Annotated in this window: 19 protein-coding genes; 9 read left to right on the top strand and 10 right to left on the bottom strand. The window is 67.5% G+C overall.

Annotation, left to right across the window (positions count from 1 at the left end; genetic code table 11):
• Window positions 1-2 precede the first annotated feature (2 nt).
• Window positions 3-1,184 carry an acetyl-CoA C-acyltransferase gene (locus AC3WMU_RS04035; protein WP_006224311.1) on the bottom strand — a complete coding sequence of 394 codons (1,182 nt, stop codon included), beginning with the start codon at window positions 1,182-1,184 and terminating at the stop codon, window positions 3-5.
• A 56-nt stretch (window positions 1,185-1,240) separates the two neighbouring features.
• Window positions 1,241-3,364 carry a 3-hydroxyacyl-CoA dehydrogenase NAD-binding domain-containing protein gene (locus tag AC3WMU_RS04040; protein WP_006224312.1) on the bottom strand — a complete coding sequence of 708 codons (2,124 nt, stop codon included), beginning with the start codon at window positions 3,362-3,364 and terminating at the stop codon, window positions 1,241-1,243.
• Between the two features lie 162 nt (window positions 3,365-3,526).
• On the opposite strand from AC3WMU_RS04040, the gene AC3WMU_RS04045 reads away from it, so the two are divergent.
• The 6 genes from AC3WMU_RS04045 (at window position 3,527) to AC3WMU_RS04070 (ending at window position 9,477) form a co-directional block, all read left to right on the top strand.
• The gene (locus AC3WMU_RS04045) at window positions 3,527-4,456 is read left to right on the top strand and encodes a LysR family transcriptional regulator (protein ID WP_006224313.1); all 930 of its coding nucleotides are present in this window, start codon (window positions 3,527-3,529) and stop codon (window positions 4,454-4,456) included.
• Between the two features lie 57 nt (window positions 4,457-4,513).
• Window positions 4,514-5,734, top strand: coding sequence for an AI-2E family transporter (locus tag AC3WMU_RS04050; RefSeq protein WP_492281874.1), 1,221 nt, complete (start codon window positions 4,514-4,516; stop codon window positions 5,732-5,734).
• Window positions 5,735-5,797: 63 nt separating this feature from the next.
• The gene (locus AC3WMU_RS04055; RefSeq protein WP_492282350.1) at window positions 5,798-6,841 is read left to right on the top strand and encodes an acyl-CoA dehydrogenase family protein; all 1,044 of its coding nucleotides are present in this window, start codon (window positions 5,798-5,800) and stop codon (window positions 6,839-6,841) included.
• A complete protein-coding gene (locus tag AC3WMU_RS04060; RefSeq protein ID WP_280026002.1) occupies window positions 6,829-7,419 on the top strand; it encodes a class I SAM-dependent methyltransferase in 591 nt (196 codons plus the stop codon). The genes AC3WMU_RS04055 and AC3WMU_RS04060 overlap by 13 nt, the downstream gene beginning before the upstream one ends.
• A 10-nt stretch (window positions 7,420-7,429) precedes the next feature.
• Window positions 7,430-8,098, top strand: a complete 669-nt coding sequence (locus tag AC3WMU_RS04065) for a glycosyltransferase family 2 protein (RefSeq protein ID WP_492281875.1) — start codon at window positions 7,430-7,432, stop codon at window positions 8,096-8,098.
• Window positions 8,099-8,130: 32 nt separating this feature from the next.
• Window positions 8,131-9,477, top strand: coding sequence for a cation:proton antiporter (locus AC3WMU_RS04070; protein WP_006224318.1), 1,347 nt, complete (start codon window positions 8,131-8,133; stop codon window positions 9,475-9,477).
• On the opposite strand, the gene eno is transcribed toward AC3WMU_RS04070, so the two are convergent.
• Entirely contained in the window at window positions 9,423-10,721 is a 1,299-nt protein-coding gene (gene eno / locus AC3WMU_RS04075; RefSeq protein WP_492281876.1) for a phosphopyruvate hydratase, read from the bottom strand. The genes AC3WMU_RS04070 and eno overlap by 55 nt on opposite strands.
• Before the next feature lie 135 nt (window positions 10,722-10,856).
• On the opposite strand from eno, the gene AC3WMU_RS04080 reads away from it, so the two are divergent.
• From AC3WMU_RS04080 to sodC, 3 genes are all read left to right on the top strand, one after another.
• Window positions 10,857-11,774, top strand: coding sequence for a LysR substrate-binding domain-containing protein (locus AC3WMU_RS04080; RefSeq protein WP_492281877.1), 918 nt, complete (start codon window positions 10,857-10,859; stop codon window positions 11,772-11,774).
• Between the two features lie 79 nt (window positions 11,775-11,853).
• Entirely contained in the window at window positions 11,854-13,182 is a 1,329-nt protein-coding gene (locus tag AC3WMU_RS04085) for a DUF445 domain-containing protein (RefSeq protein ID WP_052017861.1), read from the top strand.
• A gap of 148 nt (window positions 13,183-13,330) precedes the next feature.
• Entirely contained in the window at window positions 13,331-13,855 is a 525-nt protein-coding gene (gene sodC, locus AC3WMU_RS04090) for a superoxide dismutase [Cu-Zn] SodC (RefSeq protein WP_492281878.1), read from the top strand.
• A 38-nt stretch (window positions 13,856-13,893) separates the two neighbouring features.
• On the opposite strand, the gene AC3WMU_RS04095 is transcribed toward sodC, so the two are convergent.
• The 7 genes from AC3WMU_RS04095 to AC3WMU_RS04125 all read right to left on the bottom strand — a co-directional run bounded on the left by AC3WMU_RS04095 (window position 13,894) and on the right by AC3WMU_RS04125 (window position 22,030).
• Window positions 13,894-14,517, bottom strand: coding sequence for a glutathione S-transferase family protein (locus AC3WMU_RS04095; protein ID WP_424626555.1), 624 nt, complete (start codon window positions 14,515-14,517; stop codon window positions 13,894-13,896).
• A 132-nt stretch (window positions 14,518-14,649) separates the two neighbouring features.
• Window positions 14,650-15,870 (bottom strand): MFS transporter, encoded by a 1,221-nt coding sequence (locus AC3WMU_RS04100; protein ID WP_492281879.1) that lies wholly within the window; start codon window positions 15,868-15,870, stop codon window positions 14,650-14,652.
• A 98-nt stretch (window positions 15,871-15,968) separates the two neighbouring features.
• Window positions 15,969-16,760, bottom strand: coding sequence for a type I methionyl aminopeptidase (map, locus tag AC3WMU_RS04105; protein WP_006224325.1), 792 nt, complete (start codon window positions 16,758-16,760; stop codon window positions 15,969-15,971).
• Window positions 16,761-17,006: a ParD-like family protein gene (locus tag AC3WMU_RS04110; protein WP_492281880.1), complete on the bottom strand. Its 246-nt coding sequence runs from the start codon at window positions 17,004-17,006 to the stop codon at window positions 16,761-16,763.
• A 101-nt stretch (window positions 17,007-17,107) separates the two neighbouring features.
• Window positions 17,108-17,791 (bottom strand): DUF2894 domain-containing protein, encoded by a 684-nt coding sequence (locus tag AC3WMU_RS04115; protein ID WP_006224327.1) that lies wholly within the window; start codon window positions 17,789-17,791, stop codon window positions 17,108-17,110.
• Entirely contained in the window at window positions 17,781-18,431 is a 651-nt protein-coding gene (locus tag AC3WMU_RS04120) for an OmpA family protein (protein WP_006224328.1), read from the bottom strand. Before AC3WMU_RS04120 ends, AC3WMU_RS04115 begins: the two co-directional genes overlap by 11 nt.
• The gene (locus tag AC3WMU_RS04125; RefSeq protein ID WP_492281881.1) at window positions 18,428-22,030 is read right to left on the bottom strand and encodes a DUF802 domain-containing protein; all 3,603 of its coding nucleotides are present in this window, start codon (window positions 22,028-22,030) and stop codon (window positions 18,428-18,430) included. The genes AC3WMU_RS04120 and AC3WMU_RS04125 overlap by 4 nt, the downstream gene beginning before the upstream one ends.
• Window positions 22,031-22,037 lie beyond the last annotated feature (7 nt).

Below are 22,037 nucleotides of genomic sequence, written 5' to 3' on the forward strand. Positions count from 1 at the left end.
CCTTAATAGATTTCAAACAGGCCGGCCGCGCCCATGCCGCCGCCGATGCACATCGTGACGACGGCATAGCGGGCGCCGCGGCGGCGGCCTTCGATCAGCACATGGCCGGCCAGCCGCGCGCCCGTGACGCCGAACGGGTGGCCCAACGCGATCGAGCCGCCATCCACGTTCAGGCGGTCCATCGGGATGCCCAGCTTTTCCTGGCAGTACAGCGCTTGCGAGGCAAAGGCTTCATTCAGTTCCCAGAGATCGATGTCCTGCACCTTCAGGCCGTGGCGCGCCAGCAGCTTGGGAACCGCATAGACGGGGCCGATGCCCATTTCGTCGGGCTCGCAGCCGGCAATGGCCAGGCCGCGGAAGGCGCCCAGGGGGCGAATGCCGGCGCGCTGTGCCTCGCCCGCTTCCATCAGCACGCAGGCTGCCGCGCCATCCGACAACTGCGACGCGTTGCCGGCCGTCACGAACTGGCCTTCGCCGCGCACGGGGGCAAGCCCCGCCAGCGCCTCATAGGTGGTGCCGGGACGGTTGCACGTATCTTTGTCCACCGTGACTTCGCGTTCGGTGACGGCGCCGGTGGCGCGGTCGGTGACGGACATGGTGGTGGTGACCGCGATGATCTCTTCGCGGTAGCGGCCGGCGGCCTGGGCGGCTTCGGTGCGCGCCTGGCTTTGCGCGGCGAAGCGGTCCTGGGCTTCGCGGCTGATGCCGTAGCGGGCCGCCACGATGTCGGCGGTCTCGATCATGGGCAGGTAGAGCTCGGGTTTGTTGGCCACGATCCAGGGATCCATGCCGCTGACGCCGTCGTCGCGGGTGCGGATCTGCGACACCAGTTCCACGCCGCCCGCGATGGCGGCAGGCGCGCCGTCCATGACGATGCGGCCAGCGGCTGAGGCGATGGCCTGCAGGCCGGACGCGCAATAGCGGTTGACGGTGGCGCCGCCCACGCTGACGGGCAGGCCCGCGCGGATCACCGCCTGGCGGCCGATGTTGCGGCCGGTCGCGCCTTCGGGGTAGCCGCAACCGATGAAGGCGTCTTCGATCAGCGCGGGGTCGATGCCGGCGCGGTCGACGGCGGCGCGCACCGCGTGACCGGCCAGGGTGGGCCCGGCGATCAGGTTGAATTCACCGCGCCCCGCCTTGGTGATGGGGGTGCGGGCGGTAGAGACGATAACGGCTTCGCGCATGGGGTTTCCTGTCGAAGAAAGTGGGTTCGGAATCGGCGGGATCGGAATCCGGCGGATCAGGCAGCCTGGTTCAGGCTGGCGAAGTTGCGGCCGGATTCCGCTAGCTGCACGAGCAGCGGCGACGGCTTCCAGAATGCGGGGTCTTCCTCGGCGTAGCTGCGGATGTCGGCCAGCACGCGGTCCAGCCCCACGCTATCGGCGTAATGCAGCGGCCCGCCGCGGTAGCGTGGAAAGCCGTAGCCCGACAGGAACACCACGTCCACGTCGGACGGACGCAACGCAATGCCCTGGTGCAGGACGTTGGCGGCCTCGTTGATCATGGCGGCCAGGTAGCGGCGCTGAATGTCTTCGTGCGTGAAGGGGCGCGGCGTGACGCTCGCGCGGCGGCGTTCTTCGTCGATGATGGCCAGCACTTCCGGATCGGGCGTGCCCACGCGCGCGCCGTCGGGATACAGGTAGAAGCCGCGGCCCGTCTTTTGGCCGAACCAGCCGCGTTCGCACAGGCGGTCGGGAATCTGCACATAGCGCAGCGCCGGGTCGCGCGTGGCGGCGCGGCGCTTGCGCGTGGCCCAGCCGATGTCGCCGCCGGCCAGATCCGCCATCTGGTACGGCCCCATCGGATAGCCGAATTCGCGCACGGCCGCGTCGATGTCGTAAGGCGATGCGCCGTCTTCCATCATCATGTCTGCCGCCTGGCGGTGCACGGCCAGGATGCGGTTGCCGATGAAGCCGTCGCACACGCCGGCGCGCACGGGCGTCTTGCGCAGTCGCCGCGCCAGTTCGAACCCGGTGGCCACCGTTTCCGCGGACGTGTGTTCGCCCACCACGATTTCCAGCAATTTCATGATGTTGGCGGGCGAGAAGAAGTGCAGGCCCAGCACATCGGCCGGGCCGCGCGTGGCGGAGGCGATGCGGTTCACGTCCAGATAGGACGTGTTCGTGGCGAGGACGGCGCCCGGCTTGGCCACGCGGTCCAGTTGGGCGAAGACGGCAAGCTTGACGTCCATGTCCTCGAAGACGGCTTCGATGATCAGGTCGGCGTCGCCCAGTGCGTCGTAGGTGGTGGCGCCGCTAAAGCGCGCCATCCGGGCGTCGCGCTCGTCTGCGGTGATCCGGCCTTTCTTCTGCAGCAGGTCGTACACCTGAGCCACGCGTGCGCGGCCGCGTTCCAGCGCGGCGTCGTCCTGTTCGACCATCACGACCGGCAGGCCGGCATCCAGCACCGACACGGCGATGCCCGCGCCCATCGTGCCGCCGCCCACCACGCCAATTTTTTCGAGCCGGCGGGGACGCGCCGCTTTCAGTTCAGGGATCTTGGCGGTTTCGCGTTCGGCAAAGAACGCGTGCACCAGGCCGGCCCGCTGCGGGCTGTCCAGGCATTGCAGAAACAGCGCGCGTTCGGTGCGCAGGCCTTCGTCAAACGGTTGTTCGATGGCGGCGCGCACGGCGTCGACGATCTTCGCGGGCGAGTACAGGCCGCGCAAGGTCTTGGCGACCTGTTCGCCTGCGGCGGAGGCTTCGGCCAACGCTGCGGCCTTGTCGGCCAGCGCGTCCGTGGCATCGCGGCTGCGGCGCGGGCCGGCGCCTTCGGCCAGCAAGCGGCGGGTGTAGGCCAGACCCGCGGCCAGGGCATCGTCGCCGTCGCCCAGGGCGTCGACCAGGCCGGCTTTCAGCGCCGCCTCGGCGGACAGGTGCTTGCCCGACAGCATCAGGTCCAGCGCCGCGCGGGCGCCGATCAGGCGGGGCGTGCGTTGCGTGCCGCCTGCGCCGGGCAGCAGGCCCAGGTTCACTTCGGGCAGACCGAGCTTGGCGCCGGGCAGGGCGACGCGGTAATGCGCGGCCAGCGCCACTTCCAGTCCGCCACCCAGGGCCGCGCCGTGCAGCACGGCCACCACCGGCTTGTCGCTGGCTTCGATCTGGTTGCACACGTCGGGCAGCGCGGGCGGCTTGGGCGGCTTGCCGAATTCGCGGATGTCCGCGCCGGCGATGAAGTTCTTGCCGGCGCCCACCAGCAGGATGGCGCGCACGTGCGGGTCCGACTGCGCGGCCTGGATGGCCGCGGCAAGGTCGTGGCGCACGTCGGCGCTCAGCGCATTCACGGGAGGGTGGTCAAGGGTGATGACCAGGATGTCGTCGTCGCGGCGCGCGTGGGCGGCGCCGGCAGGTTGCTTGTCCGTCATGGGACCTTGTCTCCAATGGGGCGTCCGCCGTGGCGGCGCCTGGCGGGCCAGAACGGCTCGTCTCTTATTTCCTTATTCTTTCCCAGTAAAGATGTCTTGACAATGGCATCTAGAATTGACATGGCGGATAATAAAATTTGACAATGGCCGTGGAGGAGCCTCATGGACACTAAATCCCTGACCTTGCTGGTGGAAATCCTGGACGCCGGCAACCTGAGCGAAGCCGCGCGCCGCCTGAAGATGACGCGCGCCAATGTCAGCTACCACCTGAACCAGCTGGAGCGTTCGGTGGGCATGCAGCTGGTGCGGCGTACGACGCGGCACGTCGAGGCCACTGAAATTGGACTGAAGCTGTATCAGCACGGGCGCAGCATCCAGGATGAACTGGTGGCCGCCCGTGAATCCGTTGAAACGCTGGGCAAGACGCCGCAAGGCAAAGTGCGCCTGAGCGTACCCAGTGGCTATGGGCAGTTCGTGATGACGCCGTGGCTGCTGGAATTCAAGCAGGCGTACCCAGACATCGTGCTGGACGTGCTGTTCGAGAACAGCGTGGACGACCTGCTACGCGACGAAGTGGATATCGCGGTGCGCATCATGTCCGAGCCGCCGCAGAACCTGGTGGCGCGCGAACTGGGCCAGGTCCGCTACGTGGCGTGCGCGTCCAAGGCCTTTGCCGACGCCCGCGGCCTGCCGCAGCGTCCCGAAGACCTGGCGGGCACGCCCGTCATCAGCGCGGCCGTCATCGGCCGGCCGTTGCGGCTGTCGGCCTATTATGGCGGCCAGCCGCGCCAGCACGTGGTGCTGGAACCCACCGTGATCTCCCGCAACTACGCCTTCCTGCGCGACGCGATCCGCGCCGGCCTGGGGGTGGGCGTGGTGCCGGACTACGTGGTGCATGACGACATCGCCCGTGGCGACCTGTTGCCCGCGCTGACCGAGTGGCGGCTGAGTATCTTCGGCCGGGGCATGTACATGCTGTACATGCCGAATCGGCACCATCCCCGCGCGATCTCGATGATGATCGAATTCATCCTGGAGCGGGCCCAGCGCGGCCACGAGGGCCAGCCGGGCCTGCTGGCGCTGGCGGGCTAAATACGGTCAGGCACGCCACTTGCTGTCCGCTGTCGATAATCGATTGTGGGGGGCAGGATGGAAATCACGACACCGGTCGCGACAGCACCGGGCGCGGTGGAACGCGCGAAGCCGACGGAAAACGTCGACACGGGGGAGGAGGCCGCAAGCCCCGCCGAAGAGAAAGTGACGGTGCAGGAGGCAGGACTGATCTCCGAGCCCCGGCCGGACACCCCTTATGTCTGGGCACGCGGCGCCTGCCTGACCACGCTGACCGTCCTGGCGGTGCTGTTCACCCTCAAGCTGGCGCAGGAATTCATTGTGCCCGTGGTGATGGCGATTGTCGTGGCCTATGCGCTGGACCCCATCGTGAGCCTGATGGGGCGCGCCCGCGTGCCGCGCGCGGTCGGGATCCTGATCTTGATGTTCGTCATCGCCACCGGCCTGGCGGGCTTGGCCTACGTCACGCAGAACCAGGTCAGTTCGATCGTGCAGGCGCTGCCGGAAATCTCCGGAAAGCTCTCTCGCACCCTGACCGGCATTTCCAGCGGGGACGGTTCTTTCTTTGAAAAGCTCAAGGGCGCGGCCGGCGTGTTGCAGGACAGTGGGGGCATTGTGCCCGGTCGGCAGGTGGTGGTGGCGAAGTCCGATTCCGGCTTGAGCGATTTCCTGCTGTGGGGATCCAAGGGCGTGGCCGCCTTCATCGGGCAGGCGACGATGAGCGTGTTCCTGGTGTTCTTCCTGCTGTTGTCCGGCAACGCGTTCAAGCGCAAGTTCGTGAAAGTGGCCGGCAAGACCTTGTCGCAAAAGAAGATCAGCGTGCACATGCTGGACCAGATCAACAGCTCCATCCATCGGTACATGGCGATGATGCTGGTGACTAACCTGGCATTGGGCCTGATGTCGTGGGTGGCATTCCGTCTGCTGGGCCTGGAAAACGCCGCGACCTGGGCCGTGGTCGCTGGCGCGCTGCACATCATTCCGTACTTCGGCCCGTTGCTCACCGCGGTGGGCACCGGGATCGCGGCCTTGATCCAATTCGGCGAGATCGGCCCGGCGCTGGCGGTGGCCGGCAGTTCGGTGGTCATCGCCTTGTTGATGGGCGTAGTGGTCACGACCTGGATGTCCGGCCGCATCGCCAAGATGAACGCCGTGGCGGTCTTCATGCTGCTGCTGCTGTTCACCTGGCTGTGGGGCGTGTGGGGAACGCTGCTTTCCGTGCCGCTCGCCTTCATCGCGAAAGTGGTCGCTGACCACATCGAAGGATTGGAGGCCGTGTCGGAGTTCCTGGGCGAGTAAGCACGGGCACGCCACATGCTGAAGGGAGTTTCCCTCCCCTTGAATCACGCCACTGTCCTCGCCATGCCAACCCGAATCGCCCGTTCGATTTCCCCCGAATCCCCCGGCCAGACGATTCAGCACGTCCTGGCCGGCGCCCGGCCGCCGGTAGATCCCGGCCATTGGCTGGGCGAGCTTGTGCGCGCCGGCTTTGGCGGGTTGCCGTTGCCGGGCTCGGGCGGCACCTTGCCGCGCTGGCGGGCGCTTGCCGCGGTTGCCGCGGTGGATCTGGGCTTGGCCAAATTATTCGAGGGGCACACGGATGCGCTGGCCATTCTTGCCGAGCTGCAAGCGCGCGTGGACGCGCCCGAAGATGCCTGCTGGGGCGTCTGGTGCGCCGAGCCGCCCGACATGCGCGTGGGCATACGCGCCCACGCCGCCGGCGGGGTCATGGTCAGCGGCTTGAAGGGATGGTGCTCGGGTGCTGCGGCGCTAAGCCACGCGATCGTCAGCGGTTGGAACGGCGCAGGCGAACCTTGCCTGGCCGCCGTGGCGCTGGCGCAGCCGGGCGTGACCGTCACCACGCAAGGCTGGCACGCCGTCGGCATGCGCTCGTCCGCCAGTGTGAATGTGGTTTTCGACCAGGCGCGGGGCGCCGCCGTCGGCACGCCGGGCGCCTATGTGGACCGCCCGGGTTTCCTGCATGGCGGCGCGGGCATTGCCGCATGCTGGTATGGCGCGTTGGCGGGCATTGCCGAAAGGCTGCGTGCCGCTGTCGCAAAGGGTCGGCCCGACCCGTACCGACTGGCGCATCTTGGCGCCGTGGATGTTGCCTTGGCCGAGGCGCGGGCGGTGTTGCGCGAGGCCGCCGCGGCGATCGACGCCCATCCCGAAGACGGCTGCGTACTGCATACCGCGCGGGCACGCCTGGCGGTGGAAGCCGCCGCAGAAGACGTGTTGAACCGCGTGCCGCGCGCGCTGGGGGCCGGCCCGTTATGCCGCGACGCCGCCTTGGCGCAAGCCCTGGCCGACTTGCCCGTGTTCATCCGGCAGAGCCACGCGGAACGCGATCAGGCCGCGCATGGCGAGCACGTTGCGCAACACGGAGAGCCGCCTTGGGCACTGTAGATGATCACCATTTCGAACGCCTGTACCGCCAGGACGACGACCCTTGGCGGGTCGCGACTGCCTGGTATGAACGCCGCAAGCGCGCCGTGCTGCTGGCGACATTGGCGCGCGAACGCTATGGCCACATCTTCGAGGCGGGCTGCGGTGGCGGCGACATGACGCTTGCCCTGGCGCAGCGCTGCGACCAGCTCTGTGCCGTGGACCTGGCGCCCAGCGCGGTGCGCCGCGTTCAGGCCCGGCTGCGTGCCGACCCGGTGGCGGCCACGGTGCGCACGCTGGCGTTGAAGTTGCCGCAGCAATGGCCGCCCGTACCCTCGGCGGGCTTCGATCTGATCGTCGTCTCGGAGCTGGCGTATTACCTGGACGACGCCGCCTGCGCGCTGTTCCTGGCGCGCCTGCGCAGCAGTTTGGGAGCGGGCGGAGAATTGGTCGCCTGCCATTGGCGTCCCGCGTTCGATGACCGCCTGCAACCTACCGACCGTCTGCATGATGCGATGGGAGCGCTGCCCGGCTTGCAGCGGCTGGTGCATCACCATGAAGAAGATTTTCGTCTGGACCTCTGGCGCAACCCCTTGTAAGGAGCAGGCGATGATCGGAATCTGCATACCCGCCCATAACGAAGAACGGATGATCGGCGCCTGCCTGCGCGCCGCGACCCGCGCCGCCCGCCACCCGCTGCTGGCAGCCGAACGCGTTGAGATCGTCGTAGTGCTGGACCGTTGCCGTGACCGTACCGAGCAATTGTCGGCGGCGTGGCCGGTGCGGTGCCTGCGGGTCGAGGCGGGCAACGTGGGCGTCGCCCGGGCCTTCGGGGCGCAGCATCTTCTTGATGCGGGCGCACGCTGGCTGGCATTCACGGACGCCGATACCCGCGTGTCAGCGCGCTGGCTGGTGGACCAGTTGTCTTTAGGGGCGGAAGTCGTTTGCGGTACCGTGGGCGTGTCGGGCTGGGCTCAGCATGGCGCGCATGCGCGACAGGCCCAGCGCCGATTCGCGACCCACTACCAGGACCAGGACGGCCACCGCCACGTGCATGGTGCAAACCTTGGCATCGAGGCGCATGCGTACCGGCATATCGGCGGCTTTGCCGCGCTGGCCTGCAGCGAAGACCAGGCACTGGTGGACCGGCTGGAGCAGGGCGGCGCCCGCATCGCCTGGACGGCGCTGCCGCGGGTGACAACCAGCGCGCGGCCGTACTCCCGCGTGGAAGGCGGCTTTGCCAGCGCCTTGCGCCAAGGCTGGGACGAACCCGACTAGCTTGAACCGCTGGCGATCGCCGGAGAGATGCGATGAATATCGAAGCCGTCTGGTTCCTGCTGATCGGTGCGTTGTTCGTGTTGATGGCGGTGTCCAAACGCCTGATCGATGCGCTGCCCATGACCGGCGCCATGGTGTATCTGGTCGTGGGCTTTCTTATCGGCCCGACAGGATTGGGGCTGCTGAACCTGGATCTCTACCGCGACAGCCACTTGCTGCGCCTGGCGACCGAAGCGGCATTGCCGGTTTCGCTGTTCGCAGTCGGCATGCATTTGCGCGTGGCTTGCGGGCATCCGCTGTGGCGCCTGCCGCTGCGCCTGGCGGCGCCGGCCATGCTGCTGACCATTGCGCTGATGACGGCATTCGGCATGGGCCTGTTGGGCTTGGGATTGGGGGCGGCAGTGCTGTTGGCGGCGGCGCTGGCGCCGACGGACCCGGTGCTGGCCAATGAATTGCGGCCGCGTGAAGCAGGCGATGACGAACCGCTGCGCTTTGCTTTGTCGGGCGAGGGCGGCGCCAATGACGGGGCGGCGTTTCCTTTTGTGGTCCTGGGCATCGCCCTGTGCAACGCGGGACCGGCCGGGCTAGATCAGCCGTGGCCGTTGGCGGCCGCCCTGATCTGGGGCGTAGTGAGCGCGGTGGGAATCGGCTGGTTGCTGGGCACGCTGGGCGAACGCCTGATCGCTACGCTGCGGATCCGCTATGGCAACGCCCTGGGGCTGGACGAGTTTCTGGCCCTGGGGCTGATGGCGCTGTGCTACGGGGCGACCTTGCTTGCGCATGGCTACGGGTTTCTTGCGGTCTTCTGCGCCGGGGTGGCGTTGCGCCAGCAGGAGCTGCGCGCCACCGGCAGCGGCCGGACGCCGCGTGCCGTCTTGCAGGAAGTCACGCCCGCCGAAAGCGAAGAAAGCACCCAGGACCCGCAATTGGCCCACGCCCATCTGGCGGAATCGATGATGGCGACGTCGGTGGGGCTGGAACGCTTTGCCGAATTGGCGCTGATGCTGGTCATCGGCTGCGTGGTGTCGGCGCATTGGCGCGACATGCTGGGTTGGACGCCGCTCTTTGTGGCGGCGGTGCTGTTCTTCGCGGTGCGGCCGGCCAGCGTGATGCTGGCGCTGGCTGGGTCGTCGATGGACCGGCGCCAGCGTTGGCTGGCAAGCTGGCTGGGCATACGCGGCGTGGGCACTTTCTACTATCTGCTGCTGGCGGTGGAGCAAGCGCCGCAGGACGTGTCCCGGGCGCTTGCGCCGTTGTTGCTGGCCGCCATCGTCGCCTCCGTGCTGGTGCACGGCATCTCGGCGTCCCCCCTGATGGGGTGGTACTACTCGCGGCTGTCAGCGCGGCCGCGCCGCGGCAAGGCATCGCGGCCGGCGTAGACGGCAGCCGCGCCCAGTTCGCGTTCAATGCGCAGCAGGCGGTTGTACTTGGCGGTGCGGTCGGCGCGCGATAGCGACCCGGTCTTGATCAGGCCGCAGTTGGTGGCCACCGCCAGGTCGGCAATGGTGGTGTCCTCGGTTTCGCCGGAACGGTGCGACATGACGGCGCCGTATGCCGCGCGGCGGGCTATTCCCAATACCTGCAGGGTCTCGCTCAGCGTGCCGATCTGATTGGCTTTGACCAGGATGGCGTTGCCGATTCCGGCCGAGATGCCAGCTTCGAACAGGCGGGGGTTGGTGCAGAAGACATCGTCGCCCACCAGATGGCAGGCATCGCCCAGCCGTGCGGTCAGGGCTTGCCAGCCGGCAGGGTCGTCTTCAGCCATGCCGTCTTCAATGGATACGATGGGGTAGTCGCGGACCAGGCGCGCCAGGTAATCCACCTGCTGTTCGCGGCTGCGCACCACACCTTCGCCCTGATAGCGATAGCCTGCATCGGTGTGGAATTCGCTGGCCGCCGGATCCAGCGCCAGCGCAATGTCCGTGCCCGCGCGCAGGCCGGCCTGCTCGATGGACGCCATGATGAAGTCCAGCGCCTCCGGTGCCGTGCGCAGGACGGGTGCGAATCCGCCCTCATCGCCCACATTGACGCTGTGACCGGCCGCCAGCAGCTTGCCGCGCAGGGTGTGGAAGACTTCGGCGCCCATGCGGATGGCTTCGGCGAAGGTTTCCGCGCCCACCGGCAAGATCATGAATTCCTGGAAATCCAGCGGATTGTCGGCGTGTGCGCCACCGTTGATGATGTTGATCATCGGGACGGGCAGCACTTGCGCCTGCACGCCGCCCAGGTGGCGCCACAGCGGCTGTCCTTCACTGGCGGCTGCCGCGTGCGCCACTGCCAGCGAGACGCCCAGCAAGGCGTTGGCGCCCAGGCGGCTTTTGTCCGCCGTGCCGTCCAGGCCGATCATGATCCGGTCGATGGTGGCCTGCTGATCCGCTTGCTGGCCCAGCAGCGCATCCCGCAACTCGGTATTGACGGCACGCACGGCGCCAAGCACGCCGCGGCCCAGATAGCGTGCGGGATCCGCGTCGCGCCGCTCCAGTGCTTCATGCTGGCCCGTCGATGCGCCGGACGGTACCAGCGCCACGCCCATCGTGCCGTCATTCAGCCGGACTTCGACCTCGACGGTGGGGTTGCCGCGGCTGTCCAGTGCCTCGTGGGCGGTGATGTCAATGATGTTCATGGGGCTCCTGATGGTCAGATTATTGAAACAAAGAAATGGTCTTTATCCTTGCAATCCGACGTGCAATACTGCAAGGCATTGAACTGATTGCGGGATATCCAGGCGATATCCTAAAAAAACAACGCGATCCGGAAAATGCAGTTTTTCTGGGTATTCGTCAGTTTTATTGACATAAGGAGTGCCGTGCGCCAACTGCCGCCCCTATCCGCCGTTCGGGCATTCGAAGCCATTGCACGGACCGGCTCGGTCACGCGCGCCGCGGAAGAACTGTGCCGCAGCCACGGCGCCGTCAGCCGGCACCTGAAGCTGTTGCAGGAACACGCTGGCGTGCCGCTGTTCGACAAAGACGGCACCGGGCTGAAGCTCACCCCCGCGGGCGCGACCTTCTACGCGTCGGTGCGCGCCTCGTTCGACCAATTGGAAAGCGCTTACGAACGATTGGGTCGCGAAGCCCAGGGCCCGGGGCTGCACGTGGCCTGCAGCGCGACCTTCGCGATGCGCTGGCTGGTGCCGCAACTGGCGGTGTTCTATCGCGAGCATCCCGATATCCGCATCCGCCTGTCGATGACGTCCGCCCGTGAAATGCGCAACGAGGGCGCGGACCTGCTGCTGGCGTGGGATCTGTCGGGCTACACGGACGCCGACCGGCGCCGCGCGCTGACGCTTGCGCCCGTGCGATTTGGCGCGGTCTGCACGCCCGCCTATGCCCGGCGCGCGGCGTCCGACCAGGTGCGCATCGCCCATGAGTACACGTCCAGCGCCTGGAATCAATGGGAGGCCATTACAGGCGTAGCGGTGGCCGCCGCGGGCCACTTGGCGTTTCCACACACGCACCTGTGCATCGAGGCCGCGCTGTCCGGACTGGGGGTGGCGCTGGTAGAGAAGCGGCTGATCAGCCGCGAACTGGAAGAGGGCTCCCTGGTCGCACCCTTTGGATTCGTGGCGTTCGACGGCGGCTTGCGCGCGCTGCCCGCCGCCAGTCGGAGCCTGTCGGGGCACGCGGATGCGTTTGTCGCGTGGCTGCGCCGCGCGCTGGCGGATCCGGCGGCGTAAGCGGGGCGCAAAGATCCACTGGGCAGCCTGATTGGCGCTGCCAGTTGGTATGCTGACGCATCGCCTTGCCGGAAACTCCATGCCCGATCCGTCCCGACCCTCGACGCCATCCGCCCCGCACTCCGCCTTGGCGTCCGACACGCGCCGCACGCAGTTACGGCGCATGAAGATCGCTGCGCTGGCCTTGCTGGTGGCCATGGTCAGCGGCTTCATCACCAGCCACGTCATGGGCGGGCAGGGCGTGTGGGCTTGGGTGCGGGCGTTTTGCGAGGCGGCGACGGTGGGGGCGTTGGCCGACTGGTTCGCGGTAGTGGCGCTGTTTCGCCGTCCAATGGGCCTGCCGATTCCGCATACGGCCATCATTCCCAGCAACAAGGACCGCATCGGCGACAACCTGGCCGTGTTCGTCCGCGATCATTTCCTGGACCCGGACACGTTGATGGAGAAGCTGCGGGTCTTCGACCCGGCCGCCCGCCTGTCCCGCTGGCTGATCCGGCCGCGCCAGGCGCATGCCTTGAGCGACGGCGCGCGCCGCGTAGCCTTGCAGACGCTGGACATGCTGGACGACCAGGCAGTGCGCGGGGTGATCCAGGAATTCGTGGTGAAGAACCTGCGCCGCTGGGATGCGGCGGGTACCGTGGGCGAGGTTTTGGGTCTCCTGACCCGAGATGGTCGCCATCAGGAGCTGCTGGACGCGGCCATGGAGCGGCTGGGCGGCTACCTGGGTGAAGACGACGTGAAGGAACGCGCATCGACCCTGCTGGTGAAATTCGCCCGCAAGGAATGGCCGCGCATCATCGCGGCCGTCGATGTGATCAAGTCGGTGGACGGCATTGCCGACAATCTGGCCGACCGGCTGGCGTTGGCGCTGGTGCAGGAAGTGCGCGATGTGCTGTCCGAACCCGACCACCCCGTCAGGCGCGACTACGAAGCCTGGGTGCTGAACTACATCGAACGCCTGAAGACCGACCCCGCCTTGTCGGCGCAGGTCGAAGACCTGAAGCAGCGGGCCATCGACCACCCCAAGGTGCAGGAGTATGTGCAGGGCCTGTGGGACGACATCCACGCGGCGCTGCGGCGCGACCTGTCGGACGAGGATTCGGCACTGGCCCGCCATCTGGAAAGCGCCTTGCTGGCGCTGGGCCGCAAGCTGGGCGAAGACCCGAGCTTGCGTGACGCCATCAACAATCACGTGCTGGGCAGCGCGCGGCGCCTGACCGGCCGCCTGCGCATCGGCGTGACGGAACATATTTCGCGCACCGTGAAGAACTGGGACGAACGCCACCTGGTCGACGAACTGGAACTCAGCGTGGGGCGCGACCTGCAGTACATCCGCTTCAATGGCACGTTGGTGGGCGGCCTGATCGGCGTGGCGCTGCACGCGCTGGTGCTGCTGGTCAATCGTTAACAAGCCTGATCGCTTGTATCAGGAATGAAGATTGCTGGCCCACCAGGCGGCGCCGGTGCTATTGTCATTGGCGCCCAGGGCCAGGTTGGCGCCGTTTGCGCCGGGCCGGGCATCCGCACTTCGCGTGCATGATTCCAGGAGGCACTTCATGAAGAAAATCTCGATGCTTGTCGCGGCGCTGGCAATGGCGGGCGCCTCGAGCGCCGCACTGGCCGAAAACGTCTCGATGTCATTCCTGACCGCCGACGGCATAGGCAAAAGCGCCGGCACGATTTCGCTGAAGGACACCAAGGGCGGCTTGCAGATCACGCCGAACCTGAAGGGCTTGCCGCCGGGCGAACACGGTTTCCACGTGCATGAAAAGGGTTCTTGCATGCCGGGCATGGTGAACGGCCAGACGGCGCCGGGCGGTGCCGCAGGCGGCCACCTGGATCCCAAGGGCACCAAGGCCCACAAGGGCCCGATGGCCACCGACGGCCATCAGGGCGACTTGCCCTTCATCTTGGTGGCAGCCGACGGCACGGCCAAGAAGGCCGTGGTGGCGCCGCACCTGAAGCTGGCGGACGTGAAGACGCATGCGGTCATGGTGCACGTGGGCGGCGACAACTACAGCGACACGCCCGCGCCGCTGGGCGGCGGAGGCGGCCGCCTGGTTTGCGGCGTGGTGAAGTAAGCGCAAGCAAGGGTGCGCCGGGTTGCCGCGACGGCCGGTCAGGCCGTGCCGTTGCGGCCGTGCAGCCGGTAACCCTCGCGCTCGGCCAGCCGGTCGTAATAGGCGGCAATCGCCGGCAGGGCGGGCTTGTCGAAGGGCGTGGCAAACCACCGGTTCACCGACAGCCCCACGGGAATGTCCGCCAGCGAAAAAGCGTCACCGGCCACATAGGCGCCGGTCAGCGCCAGGCGTTGTTCCAGGATGCCCATGAAATGCGCCCAAGCCTGGCACGACGCCTGGATGCTGGCGGCATCCAGGTGTTCAGGCGAACGCCGCGCCAACGCCATGAAGGCATAGCTCCAGGACCGGTTCAGGTCTGTTGCCTGCCAATCCATCCATTGATCCACCCGCGCACGCAGCCGGGGCCCGGCCGGGTACAACTGCTGGCCGCCGTATTGCCCGGCCAGGTAGCGGATGATGGTGTTGGACTCCCAGAGCACAAAATCGCCGTCTTCGATGACGGGCACCATGGCATTGGGATTCAGCGCCAGGAAGCGCGGGTCCGAGGTCGCCTGGAAGCCCGCGCCCCAATCTTCGCGGGTAAACGGCAGGTTCAGTTCGGCGCAGGTCCACAGCACCTTGCGTACGTTGATGGACGAAGCTTTACCCAGTATTTTCAGCATCTTGCGAACGGCCCGGTGCATTGGCGTGGAGGAATCCGGGCAGTCTAGCGGCTGCCTGGTGCCGTCGCCAGATACAGATCGGGGCGACGGCGGGCGTAACAGCGCAGCGGCGTGGCAGGCGGCGGCCTGCCTTCAGGCGCCCGCCGCTTCAGGCTGGCTGCGCAGCCGTCGCACGGGCGAGGCGAACAGCACCAGGAATTGCACGAGGAATCCTGCGGTCGAGACCCACAAGCACGCATCCAGGCCCACGTGGGCGGCCAACGTCGCGCCGATCAGCGCGCCGACGGGCCGGGCGCCGAACGTCGCGGTCAGGATCACGGCGGACACGCGGCCCAGCAGGGCATTGGGCGTCACGGCCTGGCGCAGCGTGGTGGTGGTGATGGTCCAAAGGATGGGACCGGCGCCGAACAGGAAAAACCCCACCGCCGCCCAGATACCGGAGGGCAAGACCAGCGTCGACAGCAGGATGGCGCTTGCCGCCAGCGCCGATAGCGGACCCGAGGCGATCATCGCGCCGAAAGACAGGCGGCGCGCCAGCCACGGCGCGGCCAGGGCGCCGGCGAGCATGCCGCCGCCATACACGCCCAATGTGATGCCCACGCCGGCGGCCGTCAGGCCCAGGCGTTCGATGGCGTACACGACGTATACGGCCTGCAACACGAACCAGGCAATGTTGAAGAACACAGCGGTCGCCAGCACCGGCCGCAGCAGCGGGTGCGTGCCGACAAAGGCCGCGCCTTCGCGCAGTTCGGCCAGCAAGCGCCGGCGGGTCACGGGCTTGGGCGCATCGGCAGGCAGGCCCGCCAGCAGGGCCGCGGCCAGCAGCGACAGCGTGGTGGCGATCACATAGGCGACCGGCGCACCCATCCAGCCCACCAGCGCACCGCCTGCCGCGGGGCCTGCGGAGAACGCACTGCTGCGCGCCAATTCCAGCCAGCGGTTGGCGCTGGCCAGATCGCTGGCGGGGACAAGCCGGGGTACCAGCGCCGGGGCGGCCACGTTGTAGGCCACCGTGCCGACCGCGCCCAGGAAACCCAGCGCCGCCAGCCAGCCCAGGCCCAGTCTGCCCATCCACAGCAACGCCAGCAGGCCCAACAAGCTGGCCGCGCGGACGCACTCGGCGGCGGTCATCAAGGCGCGGCGCGACATCCGGTCCGCCAGCACGCCGGCGGGCAGGGACAGCAGCAGGAAGGGCAGGGTTTGCGCGGTTTGCAGATAACCCGTCTGCGCGGCGGTGGCGCCCAGCGCCAGCACGGCGACCAGCGGCGCCGCCGCCAGAGCCATCTGTTCAGAAAACTGGGCGGCCAGGTTCGAGGCGGCCAGACGGCGGAAGGCGGAGGGCAGGGCAGGCATGGGCGACGCCCGTCAGGGCGCTGGAAACGGCAAGGGCACGATCATGATCGTGCCCTTGGGCGGCCGCACTCCGGTCCTTGCGGCCGGATTCGCGTGAATCAGGGGATAGGCGGGTAGTCGCCGTAGCCGTCCGGCCAGGGGGTCAGCACTTCGTACCCGGTTTCGGTCACGACAACCATGTGCTCCCACTGCGCCGACAGCGAGCGGTCCTTGGTCACTACCGTCCAGCCGTCGGGCAATTGCTTGGACGCCGGTTTGCCGGCGTTGATCATGGGTTCGATCGTGAACATCATGCCGGGTTGCAGCACCATGCCTTCGCCAGGACGTCCGTAGTGCAGCACTTGCGGATCGTCGTGGTAGATCTGGCCGATGCCGTGGCCGCAGTATTCGCGCACGATGCTGAAATGCTCGCGGTGCGCGACGGTCTGGATGGCATGGCCGATGTCGCCCAGCGTCGCGCCGGGCTTGACTGCCATGATCCCGGCGCGGGTGGCTTCGTAGGTGGTGTTGACCAGGCGGCGCGCCAGCGGGCTGGGCTGGCCCACGTAGTACATGCGGCTGGTGTCGCCGAACCAGCCGTCCTTGATGACGGCCACGTCAATGTTCAGGATGTCGCCGTTCTTCAGCACCTTAGCCGACGGGATGCCGTGGCAGATCACATGGTTGACGGATGCGCAGATCGTCTTCGGAAAGCCGTGATAACCGACGTTGGCGGGAATAGCCTTCAGCACGTTCACGATGTATTCGTTGCAGATGCGGTCCAGCTCATCGGTGGTGACGCCGGGGCGCACGTGTTCGCCGATCATGTGCAGCACTTCCGCCGCCATGGCGCCGGCCTTGCGGGCCATTTCGATGTCGGCGGCGGATTTGATGGAAACCTTCTTCGCCATTTATGCGGCCTCCTGCTGGGCGGCATCCGGTAAGCGCCGGGAAAGGGACGCGATGGTAAAGCCTTCGCTTTGTTCGATGCGGATCAGCAACTGGCAGATATCCGCGTGGTGCAGGTCGGGATAGAGTTCGGACAGCATGCCGATGCGCATCCAATGTTCGGCCTGGGAATTGATCGAGCGGCTGAGGGCGCCGCTGGCGACGCGCAGATTCTCATGCATCTGCTCAGAGATTTTGACGAGACCCATGGTGGGAGTGATCCATATATGGTTTGTATATGGATCGTATCTTACTGCGTGGCAGTGAGCGGTGCAAATCGCCGGCACCGGCAGGCGGTCCGCCGCTGCGTTCAGCGCGTCTTGGCGCGCGGCGTCTTCTTGGCGGCGCCAGACTTGGCCGCACCCGTTTTGGCCGCACCCGCGCGTGCGGTTTCCTTCGGCGCCGGCGCCGTCGCCACGTGGACTTGCTCCATCCACATCAGCGCGTCCGTATACGACAGGAACTGCTGCAGATAGCCGGGCGACAGCTCGCGCATCAAGGTCAGCGCGCGGTGCACCAGCTGGTTGGAATTGAGCGGGCCGGCGTTCTTGTGGACCTGCTCCTGCGATTGGCGCACTTGCCGGTCGGCGCTGACCTGCGACCAGACGCCGCGAAAGTAGTCCAGCATCTGCACGTCGGGATAAGTGGCCCGCAGGCCCAGCGTGTCGCGCGTCCAGCCGCTGACGCCGCCGGGGGGATCCGGGTCGGCCAGATAATCGATCAGGCCGGCCAGGGCGCTGGCGGGGGGGGCGGCATCCGGGGCGCGGATGTCAGCGGCAGCGGCTGCGACCTGGCTTTCGTAAGCCTGGAGCAGGGCGGCCAGCTTCGCGTCCAGCAGTTGGCGCGCGGGGCCGTCCAGCAGGGCCGTGCGCCGCGCCATCGCCTCCAGGAAACGGAAGCGCACCGGGTCGATGCGGTCTGCCCTGCAATCACGCCAGGCATCCAGCGTCGCTTGCGCGTCAGGCGGGGCCAAGTGCGTGCCGTCACTGCGCACGCGGCTTTCCCGGATCGTTGGACGGCTTGGGGATCGGCGTGATTTCCACGCGGCGGTTCTTCGCGCGCCCCGCTTCATCGGCGTTGGAGGCCACCGGCTGCTCGGACCCGAAGGCGGCGGCGAATACGGTGGACGAGGGCACGCCTTCGTCGATCAGCGCGCGCGTGACGGTCAGGGCGCGCTGCGCCGACAGATCCCAGTTGTCCGCAAAGCGGCGGTTGCCTTCGCGCACCTGCTGGTCGTCGGTATAGCCGCTGACCATCAGGATTTCGTCGTGCGTCTTCAGATAGGATCCCAAGGGCTCGATCAGGGTCTTCAGGATCTCACGGCCTTCAGGCTGCAACTGGTCGGAGTTCAACGCGAACAGCACGCTGCCGCTGATGCCGATGCGGCCATTGATCAGCGTGACGCGGCCGGCCGCCAGCGGACCCGCCAGCGCCTGTTCCAGCGTCTCGCGCCGCTGCGTTTCTTCCTGCCGCTGCTTCACCTCTTCTTCCAGCTGCGTCGACAGTTGCAGCTGCACGCCGATCACGCTGACCAGGATCAGCACGAAGGCGCCCAGCAGCACCGACATCAGGTCGCCGAAGACGGCCCAGGCCGGTGCGGTCGCCTCCACGCCGCCGTCGATGTCCTCGCTCATGCGGCTTCGGCTCCGGCGGTGGCGCGCTGGATGGCCAGCTGCTGCAGGTTTTCGATGATCTGCTTTTGCGACATCAGGCTCAGGTCGACCACTTCACGGGCTTGCGCCACGTAGTAGGACAGTTGCTCGTCACCGCGCGCGATGGACTTGTCCAGCGCCGCTTCGATGCGTTGCAGATGGGCCACCAGCTTGTCGTTGGACTCGCCGAACAGTTGCACCGCGGTGCCGAACGATTCGCCCAGGCTGGCCACTTCCACGGCGCTGGTGGTGACTTGCGCCGCCACGTCGGTGAGCTTGCCGGTTTCGGCTTCGACGCGATCGGTGAACTGCGTGCCGACGCGTTCCAGCAACTCGGCCGACGAGGCGACCAGCGCGTCTACGGCCGTGCGTTGTTCGGCGGCCGTGTGGTTCACGGCGTTCAGCAGCGTGTCCAGCGTTTCCAGCAGGCGGTTGCGCTCTTGCAGCATGTCGTTGTCGCGCACCATGCTGTCGGACAGCTTCTGGCGCAGTTCGCCGATGACCTCGGCGGCGGCCTTGGGCGCTTCCGACGCGGCTTGCACCAGGCGGCCGATCTCGGCGATGGTGTCGCTGGCGTGCGCCTGCGTCTGCGCGGTGATGTCGTGCGCGGTCTGGGCCAGCGTGTCGCAGATCTGCTGCTGCTGGCTGGCGGTTGCGGCGCCGGCCTGATCCCATTCGTGGCGCAGCGCGTCGGCCATCACGGCCAGTTTGTCAGTCCATGTGGCCAAGCGCGCTTCGTCCTTGGACGCCACCGCGGCTTGCAGGTCGGCGTGCGATTGATCCAGTGTGCGCAGGAACGAGGTCGAGTGCTGCTCGAAGGTCGCCGCAGCGGTTTCCAGCGCCTGGCGATTGGCGGCGGCCAGTTGCTCGCCCACGTTTTCCTGGCGCGCCTGCGCGTCGGTCCAGGCCTGGGTGACATGGCTTGCCGCCGTTTCCAGGCGGGTGGACACGTTTTCCAGCAGGCTGGCCTGCGCCTCGGTCTGCGCGGTGATGTCGCGCGTGGCCTGAGTCAGCGTGTGGGTGATGGCTTGCTGGCGGTCGGCGGCTTGCACGCCGGCCAGTTCCCATTCCTGGCCCAGCGCATCGGCCATGGCGGCCAACTTGCCGGTCCAGGCGGACAGGCGTTCTTCGTCCTTCGCGGCCAGGGCGGCTTGCAGGTCCGCATGCGACTGGTCCAACGTGCGCAGGAGCGCCGCCGAGTGCTGCTCGAACGCGACGGCTGCCGTGGCCAGCGCCTGCTGGTTGTCCGCGGCCAGTTTTTCGCCGACCTGTTCCTGGCGCGTCTGTGCGTCGGTCCAGGCTTGGGTGACTTCGCGCGCGGCCGTCTCAAGGCGGGTCGACACCGTCTCCAGCAAGCGGGCTTGCGCCTCGCTGCGGGTGGCGACGTCTTCGGCCGTCAAGGCCAGCGTGTCGCTGATTTCCTGCTGGCGGGTGACCGTGTGGTCGCCGGCCGCCTTCCATTCCTGGCCCAGCGCCGCGGCCATCGTGGCAAGTGTGCCGGTCCAGGCGGCCAGGCGTTCGTGATCCTTCGCGGCCAGCGCGGCGTGCAGGTCCGTGTGCGATTGCGCCAGGGTGTGCAAGAGCGACGCCGAGTGCTGCTCGAAGGCGGCTGCCGCGGTGGTCAGGGCCTGCTGGTTGTCCGCAGCCAGCTTTTCGCTGACCTGCTCCTGGCGGGACAGCGCCGTGTTCCATTGGTCGGACACGCGGGCGGCGGCTGTTTCCAGACGGGTCGACACGCTTTCAAGCAGCTGGGCCTGGGCCTCGGTCTGGGACGTGACATCGCGTGCCGTGCGGGCAAGCGAATCCGTCCAGGCAGTCAGGCGCGCTTCGTCGCGGGCAGCCAATGCGGCTTGGAGGTCGGTATGCGATTGGTCCAGCGTGCGCAAGAGCGATGCCGCGTGCTGCTCGAAGGCGGCGGCGGCGGTGGTCAAGGCTTGCTGGTTGTCCGTGGCCAGCTTTTCGCCGACCTGTTCCTGGCGGGACAGCGCAGCGTCCCAGCGGTCGGACACGCTGTTGGCGGCCGCTTCCATGCGCGCCGACACGCCTTCCAGCAGGCTGGCTTGCGTGGCCGCCTGGGCGTTGATGTCGCGCACGGTCTGGGCCAGCGTATCGCTGATGGCCTGCTGGCGGTCGGCGGCTTGCGCGCCGGACTGCTGCCATTCCTGGCGCAGGGTGGCGCCCATGGCGCCCAGCGTCTCGGTCCAGGCGGCCAGGCGTTGCTGGTCGCGCGACGCCAGCTCGGATTGCAGCAGGGAGTGCGATTGGTTCAAGGTGCGCAGCAACGAGGCGGAGTGCTGCTCGAAGCTGGCGGCCGCCGCGGTCAGGGCTTGCAGGTTGTCGCCGGCCAGCTTTTCGCTGACGCGCTCTTGCCGCGACAACGCGGAAGTCCAGGCGTCGGACAGGTTGCCCGACGACGCTTCCAGGCGCGTGGAGACGCCGTCCAGCAGCGCGGACGAGCGTTGTTCAAAGGTCTCGGCAAAACGGTCCAGTGACGCGCGCAGGTCCTGCGCAAGTGCTTCGCTTGCACGCTGCTGGCCGGCCAGGGCCTGGTTCCAGATATCGGCCACATTGGCGGTGGACGCCTGGAAACCCGAGGTCAGGCTGGCCAACTGCTGCTGCACGGCCTGCGTCACCGTGTCTTGCAGACTGGCGGTCTCGCGCGACAGGCTGGCCATCGTGGCTTGCACCACGGGTTGCAGCGCCACGCCGGCGGAACGCGCGCTTTCGGCCACGCCTTCCTTCATGGACTGTTCCATCACGGAGGCCAGGCGGGCGTAGGCCGCCTCGGCCTTGCCCTGGAACACGTCCTGGCTGGCAAGCTGCCGCTCGTTCATGGATTGGGTCTGCTTTTCCATGCTTTGCATCATGGTCTGCAGGCGGTCGACCAGCGTGGGCATCGCCTCGGCTTGGCGTTGCATCACCTCAGCCTGCCGTTGCAGCAGCTTGAAGGATTCTTCGCGCTGATAGCTTTGCGAATACACGCGCAGGGTGGTGGCGATCTTGGTGTCCAGCAGTTGCGCGGCTTGCACGCGTTCGCGGCGGCATAGCGCGGCCAACAAACCCAGCATGGCGGACGTAGCCACGCCCGCGATCGAGGTGCCGAATGCGAATCCCAGGCCCTTGACGGGAGCTGCCAGCGACGCGCGAATGGCGCCCAGATCGGTGGCGCTTTCCAGTGCCATGCCGGTGCCGCGCAGCGTCACGACCATGCCCAGGAAGGTGCCGAGCATGCCCAGCAACACCAGCAGGCCGACAAGATAGGGCGTCAACGCCGGGCCGGGCAGGCCGACCCGTTCGCCTTCCACCCGCAGCCGCGCCGCATTGCGCAGGCTGGGATGCAACGGGTCCAGCCAGGAGGCCAGACTGGCCGGCGCTTCCTTCAGGTTGGCGACCGCACGCGTCAGGCTGGAGGTGGCTTGCTGGTAGCGCAGCAGTTCCAGCGCGCCGGCTAGATAGCAGACGCCGATCAGCAGCGTGACGGCCAGCGCCAGCGGATTGGTGCCGGCATAGCCCGCGCCGATCCAGCCCACGACGGCCAGACCGGCCAGGAAAACGACGAAATTGATCAGATACTTGGACATAGTGTCC

The organism is Achromobacter sp. FW305-C-13 (assembly GCF_058783475.1).

Coding starts and splice junctions, on each gene's coding strand:
- AC3WMU_RS04040 (WP_006224312.1), bottom strand. CDS start 3,364: ATGACGGACAAGCAACCTGCCGGCGCCGCCCACGCGCGCCGCGACGAC.
- AC3WMU_RS04045 (WP_006224313.1), top strand. CDS start 3,527: ATGGACACTAAATCCCTGACCTTGCTGGTGGAAATCCTGGACGCCGGC.
- AC3WMU_RS04035 (WP_006224311.1), bottom strand. CDS start 1,184: ATGCGCGAAGCCGTTATCGTCTCTACCGCCCGCACCCCCATCACCAAG.
- AC3WMU_RS04110 (WP_492281880.1), bottom strand. CDS start 17,006: ATGGGTCTCGTCAAAATCTCTGAGCAGATGCATGAGAATCTGCGCGTC.
- AC3WMU_RS04080 (WP_492281877.1), top strand. CDS start 10,857: ATGCAGTTTTTCTGGGTATTCGTCAGTTTTATTGACATAAGGAGTGCC.
- AC3WMU_RS04120 (WP_006224328.1), bottom strand. CDS start 18,431: ATGAGCGAGGACATCGACGGCGGCGTGGAGGCGACCGCACCGGCCTGG.
- AC3WMU_RS04055 (WP_492282350.1), top strand. CDS start 5,798: ATGCCAACCCGAATCGCCCGTTCGATTTCCCCCGAATCCCCCGGCCAG.
- AC3WMU_RS04125 (WP_492281881.1), bottom strand. CDS start 22,030: ATGTCCAAGTATCTGATCAATTTCGTCGTTTTCCTGGCCGGTCTGGCC.
- map (WP_006224325.1), bottom strand. CDS start 16,760: ATGGCGAAGAAGGTTTCCATCAAATCCGCCGCCGACATCGAAATGGCC.
- AC3WMU_RS04095 (WP_424626555.1), bottom strand. CDS start 14,517: ATGCTGAAAATACTGGGTAAAGCTTCGTCCATCAACGTACGCAAGGTG.
- AC3WMU_RS04050 (WP_492281874.1), top strand. CDS start 4,514: ATGGAAATCACGACACCGGTCGCGACAGCACCGGGCGCGGTGGAACGC.
- AC3WMU_RS04070 (WP_006224318.1), top strand. CDS start 8,131: ATGAATATCGAAGCCGTCTGGTTCCTGCTGATCGGTGCGTTGTTCGTG.
- AC3WMU_RS04085 (WP_052017861.1), top strand. CDS start 11,854: ATGCCCGATCCGTCCCGACCCTCGACGCCATCCGCCCCGCACTCCGCC.
- sodC (WP_492281878.1), top strand. CDS start 13,331: ATGAAGAAAATCTCGATGCTTGTCGCGGCGCTGGCAATGGCGGGCGCC.
- AC3WMU_RS04065 (WP_492281875.1), top strand. CDS start 7,430: ATGATCGGAATCTGCATACCCGCCCATAACGAAGAACGGATGATCGGC.
- AC3WMU_RS04100 (WP_492281879.1), bottom strand. CDS start 15,870: ATGCCTGCCCTGCCCTCCGCCTTCCGCCGTCTGGCCGCCTCGAACCTG.
- eno (WP_492281876.1), bottom strand. CDS start 10,721: ATGAACATCATTGACATCACCGCCCACGAGGCACTGGACAGCCGCGGC.